Below are 22,913 nucleotides of genomic sequence, written 5' to 3'. Positions count from 1 at the left end.
GTTCCTGTCTTCTTTGGGGGAAGAAGGTCAGCTTGAATCCGTGCCCGGTTATCACAGAATCACATGGCCATCGAGGGCTTTGGGGGGAGCAGCTAGACTTCTGTCTGGCTGTTTTTTGTTTGCCAGATTTTAAATATGGCCGCATCGTTCTAGTCGACAGCTGGCAGTTGAAACTCTCGATCGTCTAATTTCTACACGACCATCGTCATTCAAAAAAAGCCGCATAGAAAACGGCCCGTGACAACTATCACGGACCGTTTTTACGCGGTGATCACGCACCACATTTTAAATTTTCTATTCTACTGGTTGTTTTTGCACGGTATCCGGTCGTTTCAACAAGAACGCCATCAGGTAGGACACGATGAGGAAGACCGCCACAACTAAGTAAGGGTAGTGCGTATTCCAGTCCAGTAACATTCCAGACATGATGGGTCCGACGATATTCCCAATGCTCGTCAACGACATGTTTAGCCCGTTGATCAGGCCCTGATTGGCTTCACTGGCCTTCGTCAGTAGTGTTGTAATCGCTGGCCGTAAAAGGTCGAACGCAGAGAAGATGACCAATGTGGCAACCATGACTTCTAGCTTAGTGTGCGCCTGCGTAATCCAAATCGTACAGATGGCCGCCAAGAAGAAACAGATACGAATGACACGGCGTTCCCCAAACTTGCTGACCAGCGTGTCGAACATAGCGACCTGGAGGAACAGCGAAATTAGTCCGTTCAAGGTCAGCACCAATGCGATATTACTCAGGCTAAAGTGGAACACCTCGTTGACGTAGATACTGTAGATACTTTCAAACCCTTGCAGACCAAATGAGGACACTAAAATCATGGTAAATAAGATGATGATGGGGACCGTCCAGAATGCCCGCGTCATTGGATGTGCGGCTGGCTTGGCGCCTTCATCAGGTCCATTTTCTACGATTCGGTTCTCTTCGGCATCGTTTGGTAAGAGAACAATAAGGACAACGGCACTAATCAAGCCCAGTGCCCCGGCGACCCAGAACGGCGTCTTGTAGCTGATACTGGCTAAGATTCCCCCGATACCAGGACCCAAGATCAGGCCCCCACTAAAGGCAGCGGATAACCACCCAATGACTCTGGCTCGCTGGCGCTTGGTGGTAATGTCGGAGGCTAAAGCCATGGCGGTTGGCACGACCATGGCGGCAGACAGCCCCCCAATCAGCCGGGAAATATCGAAGACCCACAGGTAATTGGTCAGTGCGAAGAGTACTTCGGAGACCATGTATAGAATCAACCCAACGGTCAGGACAGGTTTCCGGCCAATCTTATCGGATAGCCGCCCGATGAGGGGTGACGCCACGAATTGGGCGAAAGCAAACAGGGCATTCATAATCCCCATATCGGTCGCTGACAGATGTAGCTCGGTTTTCAAGAATGGCATGACAGGAATGATCAAACTAATTCCCAAACACACTAAGAATTCACTAAAGATTAAGATAAAAATGGCCCGTTTCGTTTTTTTCGTCACGATGGCTCACCCCTTCTCATAGATTTTTAACAGCAATGTTACCATCTTAACAGTATCTCATGGGGTTTGTCTAATTCTATGCTCAATAATTTATAGGAGATTTTAATTTTCTCACTACGTCCGTCAGTGCCTTTTCTTGCTATAAGGCCGCTTCAACCAGGAAAAGCACCCGGGATTTTTGAACTTCTCTGACAGCCATTGCCCGCTTCTATGCTATAGATTAAACCGATTAATATGCCAAATATCCCCCCACAATTACTATTTTCTGAATAGGATTTCATACTGCCGTAAATTTAATTTTCAGAACCAAATTGACCGTAAAAAACGAGATAGAACGTTGATCATCTCGTTCTATCTCTCCTAGGAGCAATTACTAACCCACAAGTCACTTTACATTTCCTTCAACCCCCGTGCCCACCGCCGATAATCGGCCGCATAGAAACTATCGCGGGCGTAGACCAGGTCTAGGTCATGCCGAAGATGACCCGCCGGAAGTTGAAGAACCTTCAGTTTCCCCGCCGCTAATTCATCGGCGACCACCGACCGGTAAAGAAAGCTGACGCCCACCCCGCGAAGTAGGAGTTGACGAATGGCTGCCGGATTGTTCACCGTTAACAGTTGCGGAAACTCCGCCAATGTCACGTTGGCCGCCTGAGCAAGGTTGACCAGGATTTCACGACTACCCGACCCCTCTTCTCTGACAATCAGCGGTAATGTCGTTAAGTCTGCCCAGTCAACCGTCTGCTGCCGAGCTAACGGCTGATTGGCGGCGACCACCGCCACGAATGGTTCCTGCCGCACAATTTCGTAGTCGTAACGCGACTTGTCAAAATTACCTTCAATCAGCGCAAAATCACTTGTGCCTTCATCGATGGCCGTCAGTGCCGCTTGGGTATTGGTCACTTGGCAGGTAATTTGTCGATACTTATCCTGTAACTGCTGAATCAACTGTGGCGCCAGAAACTCGCTCAACGACAAGGTCGTACTGAACGTGATCCGTTGCGGTGCTTGCGGATGGCGCAGTTCCCCCACCAGCTTGTCAGTCTGCACTTGAATTCGCTGGATAAACGCCGCCAACTCGACGCCAGCTGGTGTAATCGTCAATTGCGGCCGTTGGTAATGAACCAATTTCACGCCTAACTCGACTTCTAATCCCTTGATCTGTTGTGAAACGGCGGGTTGCGTAATAAACAATTGTTGTGCCGTTTGGGTATAGGACTTGGTCTGCGAAAGAACGTAAAACGTATGATAGCGCGCATCCAACATGTTCTTGACCACTCCCTTGATAAGAAAAATTTATAGCGTTATTAAATATACCAATTTTAACTTATAATTCATTTCAGGTAAACTAAGGCTATTGATTTTTTTGGCGTCACACCGGTTAATGGCTGACGCCACCACTTATTTTGAGGAGGAGATTGATTTGGATATTCGGACAACGGTGGTTACGCGAAGTTTTTGGGGTGCAGCTGTCCTGACTTTAATTTGTGCAGTCGCCGGGAGTGAACTTGCCCAGCTCCCCTATTTGAACCTGGTCGGCGCCTTGGTCATCGCCCTATTATTGGGAATGGCTTGTCAGTTGGCTCCCAGAGCGGTCAACGCGAATCGCGCAGGTATCGGCTTTATCAGTAATAAATTTCTCCGTTTAGGTATTATTCTTTTAGGATTCAAATTAAACTTGATTCAACTGGCCCAGGCCGGTGTCAAAACGATCACGTTGGCCGCTGTCGTGGTCACCGGCATGGTCCTCCTCACCTACAACCTGAGTCGCAAAATGGGCGTCGAGCGTGACTTGGCCATTTTGACGGCCACTGGAACCAGTATCTGTGGCGCCGCTGCCGTAATGGGAATCTCCCCGCAGATCAAGGTCAGTCCCGACAAGGCCGAACGTCAACGGGAAAACGAGGTTCTGGCCGTGGCCATCGTCGCCATCTTAGGGACGGTCTTCACCTTGATTGAAATTGGTCTGAAGCCACTCTTACATTTAACGGCGGTCCAATTCGGTGTGATGACTGGGGGCTCGCTCCACGAAATCGCGCATGCCGTTGCGGCTGGTAGCGCAGGGGGACCGGTCAGTTTGGACACGGCCATCATCACCAAACTCTCACGGGTTCTCTTGTTGGCCCCTGCAGCGCTGATCATCGGCTGGTGGTACCAACGGCAAACGACGACGGCTAACACCGCTGAAGGTCGCGCCAAACTCCCAATTCCTTGGTTCATGGCCGGTTTCCTGCTGACCAGCGTCATCGGCACTTGGCTGCCATTGGGCACTGCTGCGTTGGCTGGTTTGGTCAAATTGGCCTACATTTTCCTCGGAATGGCCATGGCCGCTCTGGGAATGAGCGTTAACTTCCGCGTCATCTTCCAGCGGGGAGGCAACGCCTTTCTTGCCGCAACCCTATCCTCCGTGGTCTTGATGACCGGGGTAACAATTGCTAGCAAGTTATTCTTTTAAAACGTGCACTTACAGAGAATGGCGTAAATAAAAGTTGCTCCTTCAGAATTATTAGATTCTGAAAGGAGCAACTTTTTGAGTTATGTCCCACATTCTTTCGCTTACCCTAATTGCAGTAAATGTTGTATCGTCCCGTTATCCCAAATGATGTATAACCCAATCAAAATGTAAACGGCGATGGTAATGTAACGGCCTTGCTTTTCCAAAACATCTGCCACCTTTGGTAAACAAGCTAGCCGATAGCCTAGTTCCCAGAAAATTACGACCATCACGGCAAACGTCAGTAAAATCAGCGGAATGCTGCTCGGCGTAACCGTGGTAAATAGTGGGACGTAGATACCAATGTTATCTGCTCCACAGGTCGCCATCGTAATCAACGCCACACTGATAATCAGACTCTTGGGATCGCTCACCTTGCCAGCAATCGCATCCTGATCATCATCGTCACCTTTAACCCACAATTTAATTCCCAAATAAATCGGAATCAATCCCAGCAGTCCTAATAGCCACGGTGCAGGCACGAAACCCAAGAAGAACGCGATTGCTAGCGAACTTCCGACCAAGACGATGGTCCCCAAAAAGTCCCCGATTAGGACCACCCAGCGGTCTTGGTGCTTTACGCGGCCGAAAATTACCATTAAAATAACTAAGTAGTCCAGCCCGGTTGAAATGTAGGCCGTGACTCCCGTTAAGATTGTCTTTAACATGCGCCCATCTCCCTATATATGTTATTCACAACATATGTTAACATGTTCATATGAAAGGAGCAACCCCCAAATGGCGGATTCACCAAATTTAGTCAAACTCATTCAAAAACCGGCGTTAGACGCCTCCCAAGACATCTTCAAGTTGCTCAGCAACACCACTCGTCTGCAGATTCTGTACCTACTGGAACAGCGCGAACTCAACGTCAGTGAACTCAGCGACCTTTTGCAGGTGGAACAATCAGTCGTGTCACATCAACTGGCCCTCTTGAAAAAGGAACAACTGGTCACAGCCAATCGCGTTGGGAAGCAGAGCATCTATCAACTGGACGACCCGCACATCTTGGATATCGTCAACGAAACACTGGCCCACGTGGACCACGTATTACGTGGCAAAACACATGGTCATTAAACGACGGCTCGGAATTTATTCCGGGACCGTCTTTTTTTGTTCGATGTAAATTTAGCGGAGCGAGCCAGGTCCCTGCACTTAACCCCACTTCACCAATGACCCGCTGCTAATGGCAACTCTATCTGAAGGCATTGGACTTGCTCTCGCCATTCTATCCCAAGTCTGGCAGCTTCTGAAACGTGCGGAGCCGAGCCAGGTTCCTGCGCTTAGTACGCAAAGACCTCCTGGCCGGCTTCGCCGACTAGGAGGTCTTTTCCCACTACAGTCTGTTTTAACTTACTATAGGGAATTGCTTTTCGCCACTCTATCCCGAGTCTGGCGGCTTCTGAAACGTGCTCCGCGAGCCAGGTCCCTGCGCTTAACCCCACTTCACCAATGACCCAGGTTCGGGGTCATCGGTGAAGTGACGTTAATGCTCAGGACCTAAACGGCTCGCTCCGCACTCTTACATCTTCATTCCCATCTTCTCATACGAACTCATTCCGGCCAGATGGAGGTCCTTGACGTCGATGCCGCGTTCTTTGGCAACAGCGTTCATCAAGGTATCCATGTCCATTAGCTTATAGGTCTTAGGATGGTCTGGGTCGTACGCTTCGATTTGGGCCATCATGCCGCCATCTTCGTGTTCGATGATGTGGCAGTGGTACATGTAAACACCGGTGTGTTCGAACCAGACCTTGATGCGGACCGTTTCACCGGGGTTGACACCGACCGTGTCCTTGAAACCGTGTTCGTTCGGGTACGGTGCTTTGCCGTTCCGTGAAACGATTAGGAATTGCGTGCCGTGCATGTGAAACGGGTGGACCATGCCGGCATCCATGTCGTTCGTATTCGAAACATCCCACAACTCAACGTTGCCGACCTTTTGCCGGGCGTCGATCCGTTGCATTTCAAACTTTTTACCATCGATCATGACTTGTTCGTCCATACCGGACATGACCACTTTTCTCACGGGCATTCCAGGCGTCACTTCTGGGTCTGGAATATCCACGAGGTGTTCCGGCAATGTCACATCTTCGCGCTGATAGTCATGGATTCTGAAACGAACCAACGGTACATCGTCGCTAAATAATGTGACGGTCTGCCCCGGCTTGATCTTACCAAAGTCCACGATAATTTCCGCTCGTTCGGCACAGGTCAACATGAGGTGCGTGAATTCGACGGGTTCTGGCATAACACCCCCGTCAGAAGCGATTTGCGTAAATGGCAAGTCGTTACTGAAATGTAACCGCCATTCGCGCCGGTTCGCCCCGTCTAAGATCCGCAGACGCAGGCGTTGGGTCGTCACGTCAAAGTAAGGATTGATGGTCCCATTGATCATCGCCGTTGGCCCTTGAACACCATCTGGATCGTAGTCGGCATTGTAATCCCACTGGTTATCCTCGTGGAAACGCCGGTCTTGTAAGACCAATGGAATGTCATCGACCCCGTAATTTCTAGGGAATGGCAATTTCGCCTCTTGCTTGTCGGTCACAATAACCGTACCAGCCAAACCACGCCAAACCTGTTCGGCCGTTGATGGACATGGATGCGCGTGTAACCACAGCAAGGCCGCCGGCTGGTCAACCTTAAAGTCGATGTGGCGCGTTTGCCCAGGATAAACGGGTGCGTGACACCCACCATCGGTATAAGGCCCTGGAACGTTCAGGCCATGCCAGTGAAACGTGGTTAGTTCTGGCAAACTATTTTTCAAATCAATATGCATGGTCTTCCCCTTGGCAAAGACCATGGTTTGGCTCAACAGCGTGCCATTGTAGCCCCAAGTCTTGGTCTTCTTTCCGGGTAAAAGTTGGGTCTCCCCAGCTTGTGCCTCGACCGTGTAATATGTATCCGTCGCCGTTTCCTTGTCCGGTTTCAACAGTGGTGGCACCCGTAAAGGTTGTTGCGGAATATCTGGTTCCTCCAGCGGAACATAACCCCCATCGTGCGTGTTGAACGCCGCTTCATCAAAGAAGTAATCCGTGTAAATTGATTTTGTCATCCTTTAGACTCCTCCACAATTTATTTGGTCATTAATCGGCCGTGTCACTTACATGATTATGATACCGCATTCAGTCGAGCGGAGGAAATGACTCATCAGAATTTTGAACGTAGGTGGAAAAAATGAGATAAAACAAGCTTGGAACAAGTAATACCTAAAGGTTGAAAGCCAAAATGTTTGCGTTACGCTTGCGACAGTAGGAATTATCACGGCTAAATTAGTGAAAACGGCCGCACTCCGGATGCCAGGGATTCCGCTTGCTGTGGGGAACGCTTCCAGCCAGAGACCGCTTCTCAGGCTCTGGCAGTTCCCCCACAGTGTGGCGCCTGAAAATTCGTAGGTGGTCTAAAGCTACCGGTCGGTACGGGCACGAAGGGCGTAGAGGATGGTCACCGTATCCACCACTTCCTGGAATACGGCCCCGATGATTGCTGGGATGACCCCGAAACTGGCAATCACCATCAATACCGTACAGATAACGATTCCAATCAACACCGCCTGTCGGGCGATTCGCATGGTCCACTGTGCGATGTCCCGTGCGGCACTGACCCGCGTCAGGTCATCTTTGAGAACCACGGCATCGGCCGACTCACTGGCCGCCGTTGCCCCGTGTGCTCCCATGGCGATTCCCACATCCGCCGTTGCCAGTGATGGTGCATCGTTGATACCATCCCCAACCATGGCGACTGGTCGTTGGTCGGCTGGCAATTCGGCTAGGACGTTGATTTTATCCGCTGGCAAACACTCCGCGTGAACTTGGTCGATTCCCACTTCGGCGGCAATCTGTTTCGCAATCGGCTGACGGTCGCCGGAAATCATAACCAAGTTGTGAACACCCAAGCGATGGAGATCCGCCATGGTATCCTTGGCTTCCGGCCGCAATTTATCACTAAAACTAACATAGCCTTGATAGATTCCCGCCGCCGACACGTAGACCGCCGTCTTATCTGCCTTATCCACCGGTTTGTCCGTGACAAATTCCGCCTTGCCGGCCCGAATAGTCTGACCATCAATGTTGGCCTGGACCCCTTGCGCCGTGGTCTCATTAACATCCGCTGCCGGCAGTAATTTTTCAGTGCTGGCAGCCACTAAGGACTGCGCCAGCACGTGGCCGGAATGCTGTTCTGCACTCGCAGCCAACTGTAAGAGGTCTGCTTGAGAAATTGCCGTCACTGGCACAATCTGGTCGACTACTAATTTTCCCTGCGTGATCGTCCCGGTCTTATCAAATGCAAACGTCTTGACCTGCGCCAACTTTTCCAACGTCGTCCCCGTCTTCACAATAATCCCATTTCGACTGGCCCGGCTCATTCCCGAAATCAGCGCGATGGGTGCCGCCAAAATCAAGGGACATGGCGAAGCCACCACGAGGACTTCCGCAAACCGGACCGGGTCACCAGAGAAACCCCAAGCAATCCCAGCAATGACGTACGCCAATAACGTAAATGGTACCGCGTAGCGATCGGCCATCCGCACAAACTTTGCCGGTTGTGACTCCGCTTGCTTAACCAGTCGCACAATGTTTTGGTACTGACTGTTATCGGCCGTCTGGTCAGCCCGCAGGTAAATGGAGGCTTCCCCGTTAACACTTCCGGACATGACCGTCTCACCGACCTGTTTGTCGATCGGCCGTGCCTCACCCGTCAACGATGCTTCGTTGACCGTAGTCGGCCCCGTCAACAAGGTCCCATCGACGGGCATGACCTCGCCGGGGCGGACTAACAACCGGTCCCCTACGACGACTTCATTAATGGCAACGTCCGCGATATCATCACCCACAGCGCGGTGGGCCGTTTGTGGTGAATTGTTCAAGAGCTCCTGTAATTCACTGTTGGCGCGCCGAGCCGCAAAGTCTTCCAGGGCATCTCCCCCGGTCAACATGAGTAAAACAATCAGTGCTGCCCAATATTCACTCACGGCCAAGGTGGCAATCACCGCAGTAATCGCCAATAGATCAACACCAAATTTACCGGACCGCAACGTTTTAACCATATCGATAAACATCAACAGAGCTAAGAAAACCCCCAGCACAGTAACTAATATCTGTGCCCACCCCGCCTGATGATTGACGAACTGAAGCCATAATGCAATGGCCCCCAAAACGATAACGAACCAAAATCGTTTATACTCTCGTAATTGCTGCATGAAATCTCCTCCCCGGAAACTCATATTTAGTCGCGGGCGACCATCGTCACTCGTTCATCTTAAGTTGAGTATACCAAAGCTTATGATTCTTTTCACATTTTGGTCAGCGTGGCTTAAACTAACTGCTCTTGTTTAGTCATTTTAAGCTTGCGTTCAAAATACAAACAGGGGCTAGTTTGGAATATTTCCCCAGCAAACACATACGGCCCTTTTCCAAATAAAAAAAGCATTCGATCACCCACAACACGGCAACCGAATGCTTCATCAGTTCAATTCAACTTTAGAAATGACGCCGAATGATAACTGCTGACCCTAAAACCACCAGAACAACGCTACCACTCAACACGGCGATGCCATTAATATGGTCATCTGTTTGCGGCAATTTCTTGTTGGCCTTAGCTACCGTCTTGCTGGGGTGCTCCGTTGCCGTCACACCAGCAACCTTAGCTGCCTTGACCTGAGCCTTTTTAGCCTTAGCCTTCTTCACTGGTTTCTTTTCAGCTTGGTTGGCAACACTTTCGCCCGCTTTGTCTTCACGGGCTGCTTCTTCGGCAGCGGCTTCGGTCCCGCCGTCAACGTCGATAGTCCCGGTCGTGTCGTCCTCTTCCTCTTCGGAAGTTTCGACGCCATCCGTGTCGCCGCCATTGTTGTTCTCATTTCCATTACCTTCGTTGTTGTCACCACCACCAACGGCACCATTGCCGTTTGATGAGGAAACCTTCCCGTTGGCTTCTTCGGAATGCTTACTGCCGGAAGTACCGCCACCCCAAGTCATGATGGCTTTATTCCTAAATTTATAACCCGAGTCGATCAGAGATGTGTCGGTCACCTTAGTGTCGTAATCAATGGTCACTAGATTGCTGACCGTATCGTTAAATTTCAACGTGAATCCTTGATCGGTATATGTAATTTTATAATCGGCTGCCGTCATGGCTGGCTTTTCCCGCTTGTAGTTCGTGGTATCCACCCAGTAGGCATTGCTGACGGTAACACCGTGAATCATTTCCTGGTAGTCGCCAATCGTGTCGGTAATTTCCAGATTTTTCATGGTAATCTCTTGGCGGTTGACCAGAATCGTCCATTTGATGGTCCCGTCGTCCTGCAGGGTCCCCTTCTTCGACAGGTTCGCGTCGTTGATCACCAGATTGATGACCGACGTACTGGTCTGGTTACCTTTGAGGTTAAAGATGACGTCCTTTTCACCGGAGTCTTCCCCACGGTACTTGGTCGCCAGGTTGACCGTCAGTTTATCATTGGTCTTGCCTTCGAGGGCGGCGTTCATCGTCATCACGACTTTGCCGTCACTGACCACAGCCTTACCAATGACAGTTCCGTCCGTGTCGAGCACATCAAATGTGTCTCCCGGCGTCTTGGCCTTCAGATTGGCTGGCAGGTCCAACGTAATCGTGTCCCCGTTATGAATGGGCGTACTGCCAAAGTCCAACTTATACTGAATATCAATCGTGTCGGCGTGCTTGAAATCCGGCCCGTTCGTGACCTTGGCTGACGTGGTAAAGTCGGCCCCATTATGGTTAGTGGCCGCTTTCACTGGAAGCACACTAACGACCAGCAACATAACTAAACTTACTATCCCAATCAGTAGTTGCCGTACTTGACTGTTCTTCTTCAAAAAAATCCCCTCCTGTAACCTTTTCTACTTCCAAATTATACCTGTTAGTTGTTTGACTTGGCAATCGAATTTGGCAGATTTTTCAGATCCACTTTGCTTATAATTACGATTGAATTTCAATTTATATTTATATTTTTGCGTTTATATTTTAAAAAAATGAATATTAAGAAAATGGGACAATAACTCAAAAATTGCTCCTTTCAGAATCTAAAAACTCTGAAAGGAGCAACTTCTATTTACGCCACTATGGTGCCAAAACATGCGCCATAAGGCAGCACTTAGCAGATTCGCGTGCCCAACGTTTGCATTTCTTTCTTTAAGTCTAAGTCTGATTTTTCTTTGGCGGTATAGGTAATCATCCCCACCGCGCTATCCAAAATACCGGTATCATCGCGCAAGGACAACTGGTTATAGACTCGGTCCAAAATCAGACCGTTGCCCAAGTACAACTCGGTGTCCGCATTGGTCATTAAATGCAATCCGGCATCATTATCCACGGGAATCGTGTAGTCCGGATCTGCCGCCGTTAGGGAAACAAATTGGAACTTATCGCCAATGGCACAGCTCCCGCCCAACGTTGAGTACCGGTTAGAACCATCGTCCAACGTCAGTAGAACCGTGGCGTCTGGCTGCAAATTTTTCGTTAGGTAAGCCCGCGCTACATCTTTAATTGTAATTTTCATCAAAATTTCCCTCTTTCCTACTAACCAATTGTACACAATCATTTATACCGCAATTATCAGGCAAAGTAAACTATATTGCTTACTAAACGATAGTTATATTGGTGTGGATCGACGTTCTTTCCGGCTTACATGGTGGGCTGACCTGGGAAATGCCTGAGCTTGGCGGCTTTCAGGCGAGCCGGCAGCCCGTTCTTAGCCTGAAGACGTCCCCTATCCTTAACAGTCGGTGCCCGGCCATTACCCCTAATTTAGCGGTGACACCTCCTACGGTCGCAAGCGTAAAAGTCTTCACGTTTCAGCCACTCCATCAAAAAAGACTAGCAGTCATCCTCCGCCTAAACGCAGAACGACTCCTAGCCTATTTAATACAACCCGCGATCACGATTCGTAACTGTGTTTAACCAAATCAATCAGCTCGTCCTCGGATAAGTTGAGTTTCTTGGCCTCGGTCGTGAACCCGTCAACAAAGCGTTCCGAGAACTGGGACCGACGCTTTTCCCTGATGGTCGCCTCGGCCGTGGCGGTGACGAACATCCCCACACCGCGGCGTTTCTCAATCACGCCCGCCGCAACGAGCCGGTTGATTCCCTTTAGAACGGTCGCGGGGTTGATATGAAATTCCTTAGACATTTCTGTCGTGGACGGTACCTGCTCGCCGGCCTGATAAATACCGGTAAAGATGGCTTCTTCCACCTGTTCCGCCACCTGCAGGTAGATGGGTTCCGGACTATCGAAATTAAATTTCATTTTTCATTTCCCACATTCTTTGTGAACTCGTCTTGTCGGTTACGCCGTCGTGGTTTTAGGCAGAACGATCCGCCAGTACAGTGCCAGCGTAATCAGATAGTAAATGACGTACAGGCCGATGAAAATCAGAAAAGTGCTCCCAATCCCTAAGTAGGGACTCATTGGCGCTGACATCAAGGGCTTAAACATCTGTAGACCGAACAAGACGTCGATTACCCCCATAATACCAGGAATTAAGAATAAAATCCCAATTTCTTTTGCAATCCCCCAACGCATGAGGTTTTGCCGCACCCCTACCTTGTAGAGCATCCGGTAACGTCGTTGGTCACCGGGCGCACCCGAAAGGATCTTAAACATCAGGCACGATGCAAGCATTGCAAGGAAGGCGATCCCTAAGAAGTAGCCCATAAACTCAAGCCCCCCGAAGAACCCATTCATGACTTCATAGCCTTGGTAGCTCCCGACCGTCATGCCAGCAGGCGGTGCGAATCGCTTGTTTTCTAGCTTACTCAACTGCTTCAGTGGCTGCAGATCTTGTTGCAGGTCCTTCACCCGAATCGTGGTCACCGTCACCGTTTGCCCAGTTTGTTTGGCGAACTGCTCAGCTGATAAAATTTTCGGCGTGTAAGCACCAGTTTTACCCAAAGCCAGCGCCATGAAGTCCATATCCTGCGTACCAGACTTTTTAAATGCCTTCAGTGACTGCGTGTACAGGTGTGCTTCTGGTTGGCCAGATTTTTTATACCGTTGTTGTTCAACGGGTTGCTTGGCAATCTCGTCAGCGTTGTAATAGACCGTCTTGCCTTGACGCTTCTGCGTGTAGGTTGCACTGTAACTCACATGAAGTTGCGCCATCAGTTTTTGTTCGGCTGGTGTCTTATCATGTACGGCGATGCTGTAGGTTCCGATCATTTTGGCCATCATCGGCAACTGCCTGTGATAGCCAGACCCGACCGTAATTGCACCCAAGGCCATCGCAAAGAGCAGTGACACAATCGTCAGCATCCGCGTGTAGTTGTGGACTCGGAAGTTGAGTTGACCTAACAGAAAGCCATTTAAATGCTTCTTGGCCCAAGCCGTCCGCCGCAATCCCCGAATGACCACCAGAATCGTTGCCCGAAACAATAGATAAGTTCCTAGCGTTATCGTGACCAAGGCCAGCGGAATCGCCGTCATCTGCAGCACCTTGATGGCTGCCAATGCCCAATAACCGATTGCCAAAAAGATGATTCCTAGCGTGCCCTGGACCAGTTGGCGGAAAGGCTTGACCTTTGGCTGATTGGCCAGCTCGTCGCTGTGCAGCAATTTCAAAACAGTTGTCCGGGTCAGTCGAACTAGATTAAACAGGGAGGCCAGGATGAACAGGCCCACGTATAACACGGCCGTGGCAATAATTGCTGGCACATAGAACGCGGACAGATGCGCCAAATGAAGACCCAACATATTCAGCAGAAAGCCGACCAGAAATTTACTCATCAACAGGCCCAACACAATACCGATGGCCGTCGCAATCGTTCCCAAAATCAACGTTTCCAGAAAGACCAATTCGCCGACGCGCTTCCGTGTGGCCCCCAGCATCATGAAGAGCCCGTAGTCGTGCTGGCGCATGCTGAGCAGAAAACTGTTCGCGTACATAATGTAGACCACCGTGATCAGGATCAAGAGAACCGCCCCAAAACCAAAGATGAAGCTGGCCTGGGAAACGACTGCATTGGCCTTGATGAAGGCTCGGTTAGTGGCTAAATTGGCAAACATATAAAAGATGGCGGCCGACATGGTCAGACCCGCCAATAAGACCAAGTAGTCTCGACGCCGGTTTTTAATCCCGGCTAGTGCTAATTTTCCTAACATCGTCCGTCCCCCTACTCGTTAAACGTGCCCAGTTCCGTCAGAATCTGTTGATAAAAGGCGGCCCGGTCCTGATTTCCCCGTTTGAGTTCGGAACCAATTTGACCATCCTTAATGAACAGGATGCGCTGACAGAAGCTGGCTGAAAATGGATCATGCGTGACCAGTAGCACGGACATTGCCTGTTTCTGGTTGATGGTCGTCAACAGATCGAGCAGTTCGCGGGCACTCGTTGAATCCAATGCTCCAGTCGGTTCGTCCCCCATCAGGATCGACGGGTGATGGACGATGGCTCGCGCCGCAGCGACCCGTTGCTTCTGACCACCGGAAAGTTCGGCGGGATATTTTTGCAGTAAGTCCGCAATTGACAAGGTCTCTGCCACTTCATGAATCGCTTGATCCATAATTTTTGACGCCGTCCCCTTCAATGCCAACGGTAAGCCGATATTTTCTTCGGCCGTTAAACTTTCTAACAGATTGAAGTCTTGAAAAATGAAACCGACTTCTTGTGCCCGAAAATCGGCGAGTTGATTGCCGCGCATCTGGGTGACGTCATGACCGTTCACAATAACGTCGCCCTTAGTCGGCGTGTCTAACGTGGATAACATGTTTAGCAAGGTTGTCTTTCCGGAACCGGAAGCCCCCATGATGCCGACAAATTCACCTTCGGCCACCGAAAAATTAATGTCTTTAAGCGCTTTGTACTGGCGTTCGTTTGCTTTACCGTAAGTTTTTTCTAAGCCGTGGACATCCACGACCGTCGTTGCTGTTGTCATTTTAAAATCCCCCCGCTGGTGTATTGGTTAGCTACTTGTGTAATTAACTATAACGGTTCATTGTAAATTGTCAACTGCTTTTTTCGAACTGGAGAGTCGAAACGCGAAATTCACAGGCGTTCGGTGTACAATTATTTTTGTAAAGCCATTAACCTCTGGCAGGCTTATCCCTGCTAAGCGGTCAAATTCGATCAAGAAGGAGTTTTTCTGATGAAGCAATTACGCTTAGGTGGTACTGACTGGCAAGCCTCCGCCGTCGCTTTAGGTATCATGCGGATGGCCACACTTTCCGTTGCAGATGCAGCCAAGGCTCTCCAAGCTGCTCACGAAGCTGGCATTACCTATATTGATTCTGCCGATATTTACGGTGATGGTCAATCCGAAAGAGTCTTCAAGGACGCCTTAAAGGAATCCGGCCTCAACCGTGCTGACTTCTACATTCAATCTAAGGGTGGGATTGTGTTGGACCCTGCGCGAAGTCACGACGGTTTGGTCTTTGGTCAACGCTACGACTTCTCTAAGCAACACCTGCTAGATTCTGTCGATGGTATCTTGGACCGGATGGGGTTAGACTACTTAGACGCCTTTCTCCTTCACAGACCAGACCCCCTGATGGAACCGGAAGAAATCGCAGACGCCTTTAACACCCTGCAACGCTCCGGAAAAGTTCGGCATTTCGGGGTTTCTAACTTCAACGTTCAACAGTACCAAATGGTTCAAGAAGCCGTTGATCAAAAGTTAATGTTCAACCAACTTCAGTTTGGTGCCGCACACGCCCAAATGGTGACAGAAGGTCTACGCGTCAACATGGATGATGCTCCCGCCGTCACTGATGGTGGGATGTTAGAGTTTGCCCGCCGTAAGCACATCACGATTCAAGCCTGGTCACCCTTCCAATACGGCTTGTTCGAAGGCATGTTCATCAATGATCCAAAGTACCCTGAACTCAACGCGGCCCTTCAAAAACTAGCCGATAAGTACGGCGTCTCCAAGAATGGCATCGCAACTGCCTGGATTCTACGACATCCCGCTAACGTTCAAGTTCTGTTAGGAACAATGACTCCTGCCCACATCAAGGACAGTGCGGCCGGTGCTGACGTGACCTTAACGAAGCAGGAGTGGTACAACATCTACTTCGCTGCCGGCAACTATTTACCATAAGCAAAGGTTCAAACCCAACTTATTCACGTGACACTTGCGACAGTGAAGATTGTTACCGTTAGTTTGGTGGTATGGTTGCTCGCCGGCTGCCAGGGATTCTGCTCGCTATGGAAACATCTCCAGTCAAAGAACGGTCTTTCGACTCGCTTAGACTACGCGTTCCCCAGGTTGGCTCATATCTGCCCACCGGTAAAGCGCTGACTATAATTTTAGTCGCCGTACTGCTGTTCCGACAGTCATAATAGGTATTTTCGAACGTTTAATTTTTAATTTTCAATTTAAAAACGCGTCATAAAATTCGCGATAATGTCCTCTCAACGACCGGGCAATGTCGCGATTTTTTTATGCCAAAAAAATTTTAAAAAAAGGGTTGCCCTTTTTCAATTTGGTGGTAAACTAAAGGTGTTCTTAAGGGCGAGTGATTACTCGCTCGAAGAAATGGAAAGGGGATTTTAATCATGTTTACCACTATGTTTTGGATTCTAGCGATTTGGTTAGTTGTTAACGGTGTTTGGACTTGTACAGCTACTGACAATCGAGAGTTGATGAAATGGTTTGGTTGGATTAACGTGGTTGCAATCATCGTTGGGTTTTGGGTATTCTACGGTGCAGCTGCTGTCGCTGCCCTGAGCGTATGGTTTACCGTCGTTAACTGGGTCAATGTGGTATTGGCTATCGTCCAGTTTTACCTCGCATACCGTCAAGCAGGTGCTGCGCATCATGCCTAACGATAATCCCACCTCTATCAAAAAGCAGTGATGTCCCGGACACAGACATCACTGCTTTTTGGTCTGGTAATCACCCTCATCACTGGTAGAATGGGAGTATGCGTCAAGCAATTGTTAGCTGAAATTGGATGCTCTGTGGCCAACAGATAAGCGCCAGAACTGTGCGACGTACCGACTATATCTGCCGGTTTCTTGGCTTACACAGGAGTCCACTGGCAATCCACCAACCGGTCTGCAGCATGGGCAACATGCATTTTTAGTATGCCTTCAAGTCGAGCGGGAAGACTAGTGCCCTTCTAGGCCAAAATGTCTCTACAGCGGGCAGACTCTCTAGCACGCCGTAATACGACATGCTTTAGCAATCCTGCTCCCCACAGAAGTACTGATATGATTTTTAAAGAAGGTGGTCCTGATCATGGCTAAGAAGAATATTCTGGACGAATTTCCCGCAATCGTTCAGGCGAATAAAGAATTAACGCAGAAACAAAAAGACGTGCTGATTGCTAGCATCCGCCTGTTTGCTGAACAGGGGTATGCTAACACCAGCACGCATCAAATTGCCGTGGCCGCGCATCAATCCGAGGGGACCATGTTTAAACATTTTAAGTCTAAAGCTAATATTCTCCGAACAGCCTTAGAACCCTTGATTAAACAAATCATCCCCGACGTTGAGGCCGAGTTTAAACAGGATACGTTGAACCATCCCACGGAGAGTTTACACGATTTTCTAGACTACTTTGTCCGTAATCGGATGGCCTTTGCCGACGAAAACCAAGATGCCATCAAGGTCTTCTTTAGCGAATTACTTTACAACGAAAGCCTACGCCAGGAGTTCATTGAAACTTCCCGGAACGAATTAATCGCTGCTTTTAAGGACACCATTGTCGATCTTCAAAGGCGTCACCTGATGATTGACTGGCCGTTTACGGAAATTTTCCGTTACATCATCGCCGTCATCGTCGGTTACGTCATCGACCGGTACGTCCTGTTCCCTAACCGCGACTGGAATGACGAAGTCGAAGCGGGCTATTTAGTTACCGAACTAGAAAAAGTTTTACAGCCCTAGTCATGGCGAGTCTGGCATTTGGCCAACCCGCCTTTTTTCTGTAAAAATTTTAAGGTACATCGGTCAATTGCCAATGAATTTTACCTTGGTAATCACTCGCAACAGCATCTTTATCGACCACTAGCAACAAACCGGACTTCTCCGTCCATTCGTCCTTTGAAATCTCGGTGACCTCATTTTCCTTAGTTGTCTCCCGTCGCAACACTGTCGTCGGATGATCCCCAATTACATAAGACACGTTTTTTATGACATAGATCAATTTTCCTTGTAACCGTCGCCCAGAACTGTCATGAAACTGTTCTGCCATATTAATCTGCAATTGCCACCTTCGACCGACACCACGGGTATCCCGCACCCCCAGTTTCCATCCCGGCCCCGGTTGCCGCGAAATGGTCTGTGTTTTACCAGTCAGTCTCTGGGGCATAAATGCACCATCACTCGGAACATCCGTAAAGCTTAACTCACCAGTACGCAAGTTAATCGGAATTTTTAGGTCATTGGACACATGGCCTTGCTGATCTGTCACTTTAACGGTCACTTCATTCTTCCCCACCTGCAACAAGCGCTTGGGAACCGTCATCTGGAAATTTCCAACTTCTCCTTTAGTCAGCCACTTGAACCCTAATACGTTCTTTCCTTGATTCTGACCATTGAGCGTGAGGGCAACCCGGCTATTGTCACGATCAATCAAATCAATCGGTTGCGACCCATTTCGCAATAATCCCTTGAGGGTAACATCTTTACTCGTCGTCAGAGGCAAGTCATCTAAACTGGTCAGTTTAAGGTCCAGTAACTTCTCGATCCGAAAGCTAGTCGTTGGCACACTAATAAAGTAGGTGCTGCCGTAAAACAAACTTGGCGGCGTTTTCACTTCCACCGACTGGTTCGTTGCTGGGAAAGTCGCTTCCGTCATGGCCGTTAGAATTCTCCTACTCACCTTCCGCTCCAACACCCGGATAAATCGATCGCCTAAAATTCCCTCAGCTGTATCATCAGTCGTTTCAAGAATCGTATTTTCACCGTTCTGAACCGTAATTCCCTTCACGATTGCTGGCCGTGGTAGTCCAATATTAGCGGTGAAAGGGCCATTATTTCCCACACCACCAACTAAAATCCCCTCGTTGGCAAAATCAATCTTTGATGTAAAGCGAATCCTATCTTGCGCAGATAACCCCTTCAGCACATCGCCGTCATTGACCTTCTGCTCGTTCTGGCCCAACAGCTCAACTAATGATGTCGTCCGCATCTTGGGCCATCTGGGATCTTGATCAACCACAACCATTTGATTATCACTAGTTGTACTGGCACTCGTAATTCCCCAAGTGGCACTAGTCGCGCGCTGCGCCGCTTCTTGAACCGCGCCGGTCTTTTTGGGCGGTACCAAGAAGCTTGTCTCCACGGTCATATTATCCGTTGCTTCCGGCCTAATCGCCAAATTAGTTTCTGGATCTCGGTCATTGAAGGCGTAGGTCATCTGTCGCGTTTTAGCTTCCCAATTTAGTGTAACGTGTCGCCACCGGCCGTCAGCCGGATTCGACTTTAAATATTGCAGTTGGTTGTGGTGGAGTGTCGGGTGGCCCTGCCCGCTCTTATTTACAATTTTGTAACTGCTAGAATCCCCCGGATAGCCGCTCGCAATGTGGGGCCCCTTGCTGGCCTTATAATCCAAAAAGTTATTCAACTCATGGCCCTCATCATTGTTCACATGTGTATCAAATTCTAGCGCCCAACTACTACTGATTCCCTGACGTGCAACCGACGCCGGGTTCACATTTCGCCCATCCGACGGTGCGCCTCCCCAAACACCAATTGTTTGACCTGCATCGGTTTTAGGAATCGGGACCATTCTGCGCTCTGCATTTTGTAGCACAAAGGCCATTCCTTCACTTGTTGCCGCTCCCTTATCACCGAAGTAAAGCCAAAAGCCCCACAGAGCGTTCCGTGTCAAATTCACTTGGTTTGTGATCGCCCCGCCATTTTCATTAGCTTTCGACCAGAGGGCACTGATTTGTGTCCCGGTCCCCGCGCTACTGGTCAATTGCGCAACAGACTGATCAACACGCGGTCCATTTAACTGACCAGTCGTTGCGTTCGCGACTTGGTCTAACTTATAAAGATCAGTTAATGGAATTCCATTCGGTGCCGATTTCAATGCGGCGTTCAACCCGGCGTCCTCAGCCGCCCGCACGCGCCGTTCACCGCAAGTAACGACTCCCCAACATACCAACATCATTACGATCCATTTCATGGCGACTCCCCCCTACACTCACTTTTCCTAACTGAGAATGAATTATACCGAGAGAATTGGTCTTTAACAGTAAAAACGTAAAATTGAAGTCACGAAGAGGATAAATATAATTATAAAAAGTGTGCTTATCTCCGCAAAATAAGGGATAAGCACACTTTTTATTTGATTTTAAAATTTAAAGCCTGGCCGTTAAAAACTGATTTGGTCTAGGCCATCACGCCAGGTTGACCTCTCGTCCACGCTAGCGGATTACTACAATTCGTGATGCCCGGTCAGTACATCGCCCTAGTCACATTAAGTCGTTTGTGGTGCATCGATCAGTTGCCAGTTAAACGTTCCCTCATAGTTTCCCGCTATCGCTCCACCGTTGACTTGAAGTTCAAACCCATTGTTGGCGTCCCAATGTTCCTGCAGAACGTGAGTGGTTTCATCATCTTCATGGGTCGTCTTACTCATGACCGTTGCTGGACTAGTCGTTAACAGTTCCGAATAACCATTGCGAAGTAACGCCACGTTACCATTCATTGGCGTAGTTCCCCCAACCGTATGAAACGGTGTTTCCAAAGATACGGCTAATGTCCACCGATTCTGTGCCCCCCGTTCATCAACCACGTCAAGATTCCACCCGCTCTGCCGGGAAACCCATTGTGAGTGTCCTTTCAACTCGGTCGGTATAAAACTCGCATTTTGGGGCAATTTACTAATATACAATGTGCCAATTTGTCGGTTTAAACTAATTGTCACCGAATTTGACTGGTGATTCCGATCATTCGCTGCTGCATCCGAAACTTGATCAGCACCTACCAAAACTAACTTATTTTGGCTACCCACGTTTAACTGTTTCGGCGATATCGTGAATTCAAAGCTTCCATTTTTGTCAAGACTACCAGCTGAAACAGCATGGCCATTCAGCATGGCGTCTACATGATAATCCTGCATTTCACTCGCTGGAATGGGGACTCCTGCATTTGTCAGTTGCCCCGTAATCGTTGCAGACTCGCTATGTCTTAAATTAAACGTCGTGGTGGGAGAATCTAATTGTAATGTTCGTTTCGCTTTAATCATGTAGCTAGGTAGCGTCAGTTTTGTTTGATAATTAGGACCATAAAACCGAGATGTCACTGCTGCTACTGATGTGGTCGTCTTTACTTCAGGAGCGACTCCGGTCACGGTAACCACCGCTTGGGGATTAGACCCATCGAGTGGTTGGACCCAAGCCTTTTTGATTCGCTCTTGATTTAACTCATTTGAATTAAAATTTTCGTTTTTCGCTGGATTTTTCTGATAACTCACACCTCCCGTTTGCCATTGCAGCGGCATAGGTAGGGGAACGTCCATCGTTAAGGGTTCGATATCCTGCTGACTGTCACCCTCGTAATTAAAAGTATATTTGTAGGAAATCTTATCTCCAGGGGCAACACTGTCTCCCTTGGAAATTTTCTTGTTCTGTGTGACATCTATAAGGCTAGCCTGAGACGTAACGTGGCCTAAGCTATCAGACGAATCAATCACAACAAGTCCATTTTCACTCAATGATCCGCTGGAGCCAGTAATCCCCCAAAAAACATTACCATCAGCTCCCCCCCCTATTCCCAACTTATCAGTATTAATGTCCAGCGTATCTGAAACAATATCCATGCCGCTGCGCACTTGGTTGGTCTTGGGGTCACGATCATTAAACGTATACGTCATGGTTTTATCAGCAGCTTTCCACTTCAGACTCAAGTGATGCCATTCTCCATTTGACAAATTCCCAGCCGCTTTAGGATTCGTGTGATTCATTGTAAAAAAGTAACCACTACGATAGGAACGACTATCGGGATCGTAATGATTCTTATAGTAATGTTCCATATAGGTCTTGGCGTCCGCGGGATATCCACTCGCAATGTGCATGCCATCTCGTACTACTGATGCTTTACCAGTGTCAAGCGAATAATCTCCAGTATTATTAAGTTGGAGTGGACCGGCATCAAAGGAATCTGCCATTCCACCACTGTTCACCGTCTTATTCACATTGGTATCGAATTCAAGTGCCCAACTATTTTCAATTGCGGTCATCGCAACTGCACTGCTAGAACCTATTATCGAATTTCTATCTGATCCCCAAACGTTGAGACCTTCACCACCAGTTGCTTCAGCATATTTCCCATCTTCCGAGTTCTGTAGGACAAAGGCCATCCCATCAGCAGCGTTGGTACCTTTATTACCAAAATACATCCATAAAGAAATTGCTTGATCACGCTTAAGATCAAACCGATTATCGCTACGAATATACGGGTTGGCCTGTGCAGATTTTGTGGACCAGATAGCTGTACCCTGCGTCTCTTTATAATCACCACTGGTGTCGAGCGTCAATTGCGCTATGGATCTGGGAACTAGTGGTGAATCTACGATTTTAGCAAGTGAACCCGCTCCGGCCATATGAAATAAATTATCTAAGGGCACCCCTTGTGGCGCCGTATCAACCGCGTGCTGCCAATCGGCATCAGTCTCCTGATGATCATATTCATCCGCTGCATGGCTTATAATTGGCATAGCCACTAGTCCCACTACTATCGCTGCCCCTATTAACCACCTCTTCACCGTTTTAGCCTCCTACAAACCATTCCGAACAATCTATCTAGCTACAAAGTATACAAGAATATATCAACAATACCAGCAAAAGTCGTTCGATATAATTATTTAAATAATGAATTACTTATAAAAGCACTTTCACAAATTTCACAAAAAGCGGTGAGAAGTTGCTCCTCTCACCGCTTCTTGGCCCTATTTATAAGTGAATTTATTGTTGAATGGTGGTCGTTGCCAACCATTTCTTACGCTAATGACCGCCAA

General features: G+C 48.8%; 17 protein-coding genes. 5 read left to right on the top strand and 12 right to left on the bottom strand.

The genetic code is table 11. The features are described 5' to 3' along the window. Positions 1–294 precede the first annotated feature (294 nt). Together EKM89_RS06155 and EKM89_RS06150 are read right to left on the bottom strand one after the other, a co-directional pair. On the bottom strand, positions 295–1,494 hold the full coding sequence (locus tag EKM89_RS06155) for an MFS transporter (protein ID WP_125686722.1): 1,200 nt from the start codon (positions 1,492–1,494) through the stop codon (positions 295–297). A 390-nt stretch (positions 1,495–1,884) separates the two neighbouring features. Further along, positions 1,885–2,760: a LysR family transcriptional regulator gene (locus tag EKM89_RS06150; protein ID WP_125686720.1), complete on the bottom strand. Its 876-nt coding sequence runs from the start codon at positions 2,758–2,760 to the stop codon at positions 1,885–1,887. A gap of 157 nt (positions 2,761–2,917) precedes the next feature. Between EKM89_RS06150 and EKM89_RS06145 the strand changes: the two genes are divergently transcribed. Further along, entirely contained in the window at positions 2,918–3,949 is a 1,032-nt protein-coding gene (locus EKM89_RS06145; RefSeq protein ID WP_125686718.1) for a YeiH family protein, read from the top strand. Positions 3,950–4,050: 101 nt separating this feature from the next. Here the strand turns inward: EKM89_RS06145 and EKM89_RS06140 are convergent, their stop codons facing one another. Further along, positions 4,051–4,656 (bottom strand): CadD family cadmium resistance transporter, encoded by a 606-nt coding sequence (locus EKM89_RS06140; protein ID WP_125686716.1) that lies wholly within the window; start codon positions 4,654–4,656, stop codon positions 4,051–4,053. Between the two features lie 70 nt (positions 4,657–4,726). On the opposite strand from EKM89_RS06140, the gene EKM89_RS06135 reads away from it, so the two are divergent. Then, entirely contained in the window at positions 4,727–5,065 is a 339-nt protein-coding gene (locus EKM89_RS06135) for an ArsR/SmtB family transcription factor (RefSeq protein WP_125686714.1), read from the top strand. Between the two features lie 445 nt (positions 5,066–5,510). Here the strand turns inward: EKM89_RS06135 and EKM89_RS06130 are convergent, their stop codons facing one another. The 7 genes from EKM89_RS06130 to EKM89_RS06100 all read right to left on the bottom strand — a co-directional run bounded on the left by EKM89_RS06130 (position 5,511) and on the right by EKM89_RS06100 (position 14,875). Further along, complete coding sequence (locus EKM89_RS06130) at positions 5,511–7,046, bottom strand: multicopper oxidase family protein (protein WP_125686712.1); 1,536 nt, start codon at positions 7,044–7,046, stop codon at positions 5,511–5,513. A gap of 351 nt (positions 7,047–7,397) precedes the next feature. Further along, complete coding sequence (locus tag EKM89_RS06125) at positions 7,398–9,191, bottom strand: heavy metal translocating P-type ATPase (protein ID WP_125686710.1); 1,794 nt, start codon at positions 9,189–9,191, stop codon at positions 7,398–7,400. A gap of 280 nt (positions 9,192–9,471) precedes the next feature. Beyond that, complete coding sequence (locus EKM89_RS06120; protein ID WP_125686709.1) at positions 9,472–10,821, bottom strand: collagen binding domain-containing protein; 1,350 nt, start codon at positions 10,819–10,821, stop codon at positions 9,472–9,474. A gap of 278 nt (positions 10,822–11,099) precedes the next feature. Continuing rightward, positions 11,100–11,504 carry an iron-sulfur cluster biosynthesis family protein gene (locus EKM89_RS06115; RefSeq protein WP_125686707.1) on the bottom strand — a complete coding sequence of 135 codons (405 nt, stop codon included), beginning with the start codon at positions 11,502–11,504 and terminating at the stop codon, positions 11,100–11,102. A gap of 378 nt (positions 11,505–11,882) precedes the next feature. Further along, positions 11,883–12,251 (bottom strand): GntR family transcriptional regulator, encoded by a 369-nt coding sequence (locus EKM89_RS06110; RefSeq protein WP_125686705.1) that lies wholly within the window; start codon positions 12,249–12,251, stop codon positions 11,883–11,885. 39 nt (positions 12,252–12,290) lie between these two features. Then, positions 12,291–14,102, bottom strand: a complete 1,812-nt coding sequence (locus tag EKM89_RS06105; protein WP_125686703.1) for an FtsX-like permease family protein — start codon at positions 14,100–14,102, stop codon at positions 12,291–12,293. An 11-nt stretch (positions 14,103–14,113) separates the two neighbouring features. After that, on the bottom strand, positions 14,114–14,875 hold the full coding sequence (locus tag EKM89_RS06100) for an ABC transporter ATP-binding protein (protein ID WP_125686701.1): 762 nt from the start codon (positions 14,873–14,875) through the stop codon (positions 14,114–14,116). 210 nt (positions 14,876–15,085) lie between these two features. On the opposite strand from EKM89_RS06100, the gene EKM89_RS06095 reads away from it, so the two are divergent. From EKM89_RS06095 to EKM89_RS06085, 3 genes are all read left to right on the top strand, one after another. Next, positions 15,086–16,036, top strand: coding sequence for an aldo/keto reductase (locus EKM89_RS06095; protein ID WP_125686699.1), 951 nt, complete (start codon positions 15,086–15,088; stop codon positions 16,034–16,036). A gap of 458 nt (positions 16,037–16,494) precedes the next feature. Next, a complete protein-coding gene (locus tag EKM89_RS06090) occupies positions 16,495–16,764 on the top strand; it encodes a hypothetical protein (RefSeq protein ID WP_125686697.1) in 270 nt (89 codons plus the stop codon). Positions 16,765–17,179: 415 nt separating this feature from the next. Then, entirely contained in the window at positions 17,180–17,830 is a 651-nt protein-coding gene (locus EKM89_RS06085; protein WP_125686695.1) for a TetR/AcrR family transcriptional regulator, read from the top strand. 49 nt (positions 17,831–17,879) lie between these two features. Here EKM89_RS06085 and EKM89_RS06080 read toward each other — a convergent pair whose 3' ends face one another. Beyond that, positions 17,880–20,078 (bottom strand): lectin-like domain-containing protein, encoded by a 2,199-nt coding sequence (locus EKM89_RS06080; RefSeq protein WP_125686693.1) that lies wholly within the window; start codon positions 20,076–20,078, stop codon positions 17,880–17,882. Between the two features lie 294 nt (positions 20,079–20,372). Further along, positions 20,373–22,661 carry a lectin-like domain-containing protein gene (locus tag EKM89_RS06075; RefSeq protein ID WP_125686692.1) on the bottom strand — a complete coding sequence of 763 codons (2,289 nt, stop codon included), beginning with the start codon at positions 22,659–22,661 and terminating at the stop codon, positions 20,373–20,375. Between the last annotated feature and the right edge of the window lie 252 nt (positions 22,662–22,913).

Source organism: Levilactobacillus fujinensis (assembly GCF_003946335.1).
Classification (GTDB): domain Bacteria; phylum Bacillota; class Bacilli; order Lactobacillales; family Lactobacillaceae; genus Levilactobacillus; species Levilactobacillus fujinensis.
The sequence above is the reverse complement of the archived record's forward strand: the minus strand, read 5'-3'. Positions and strand labels throughout refer to the sequence as shown.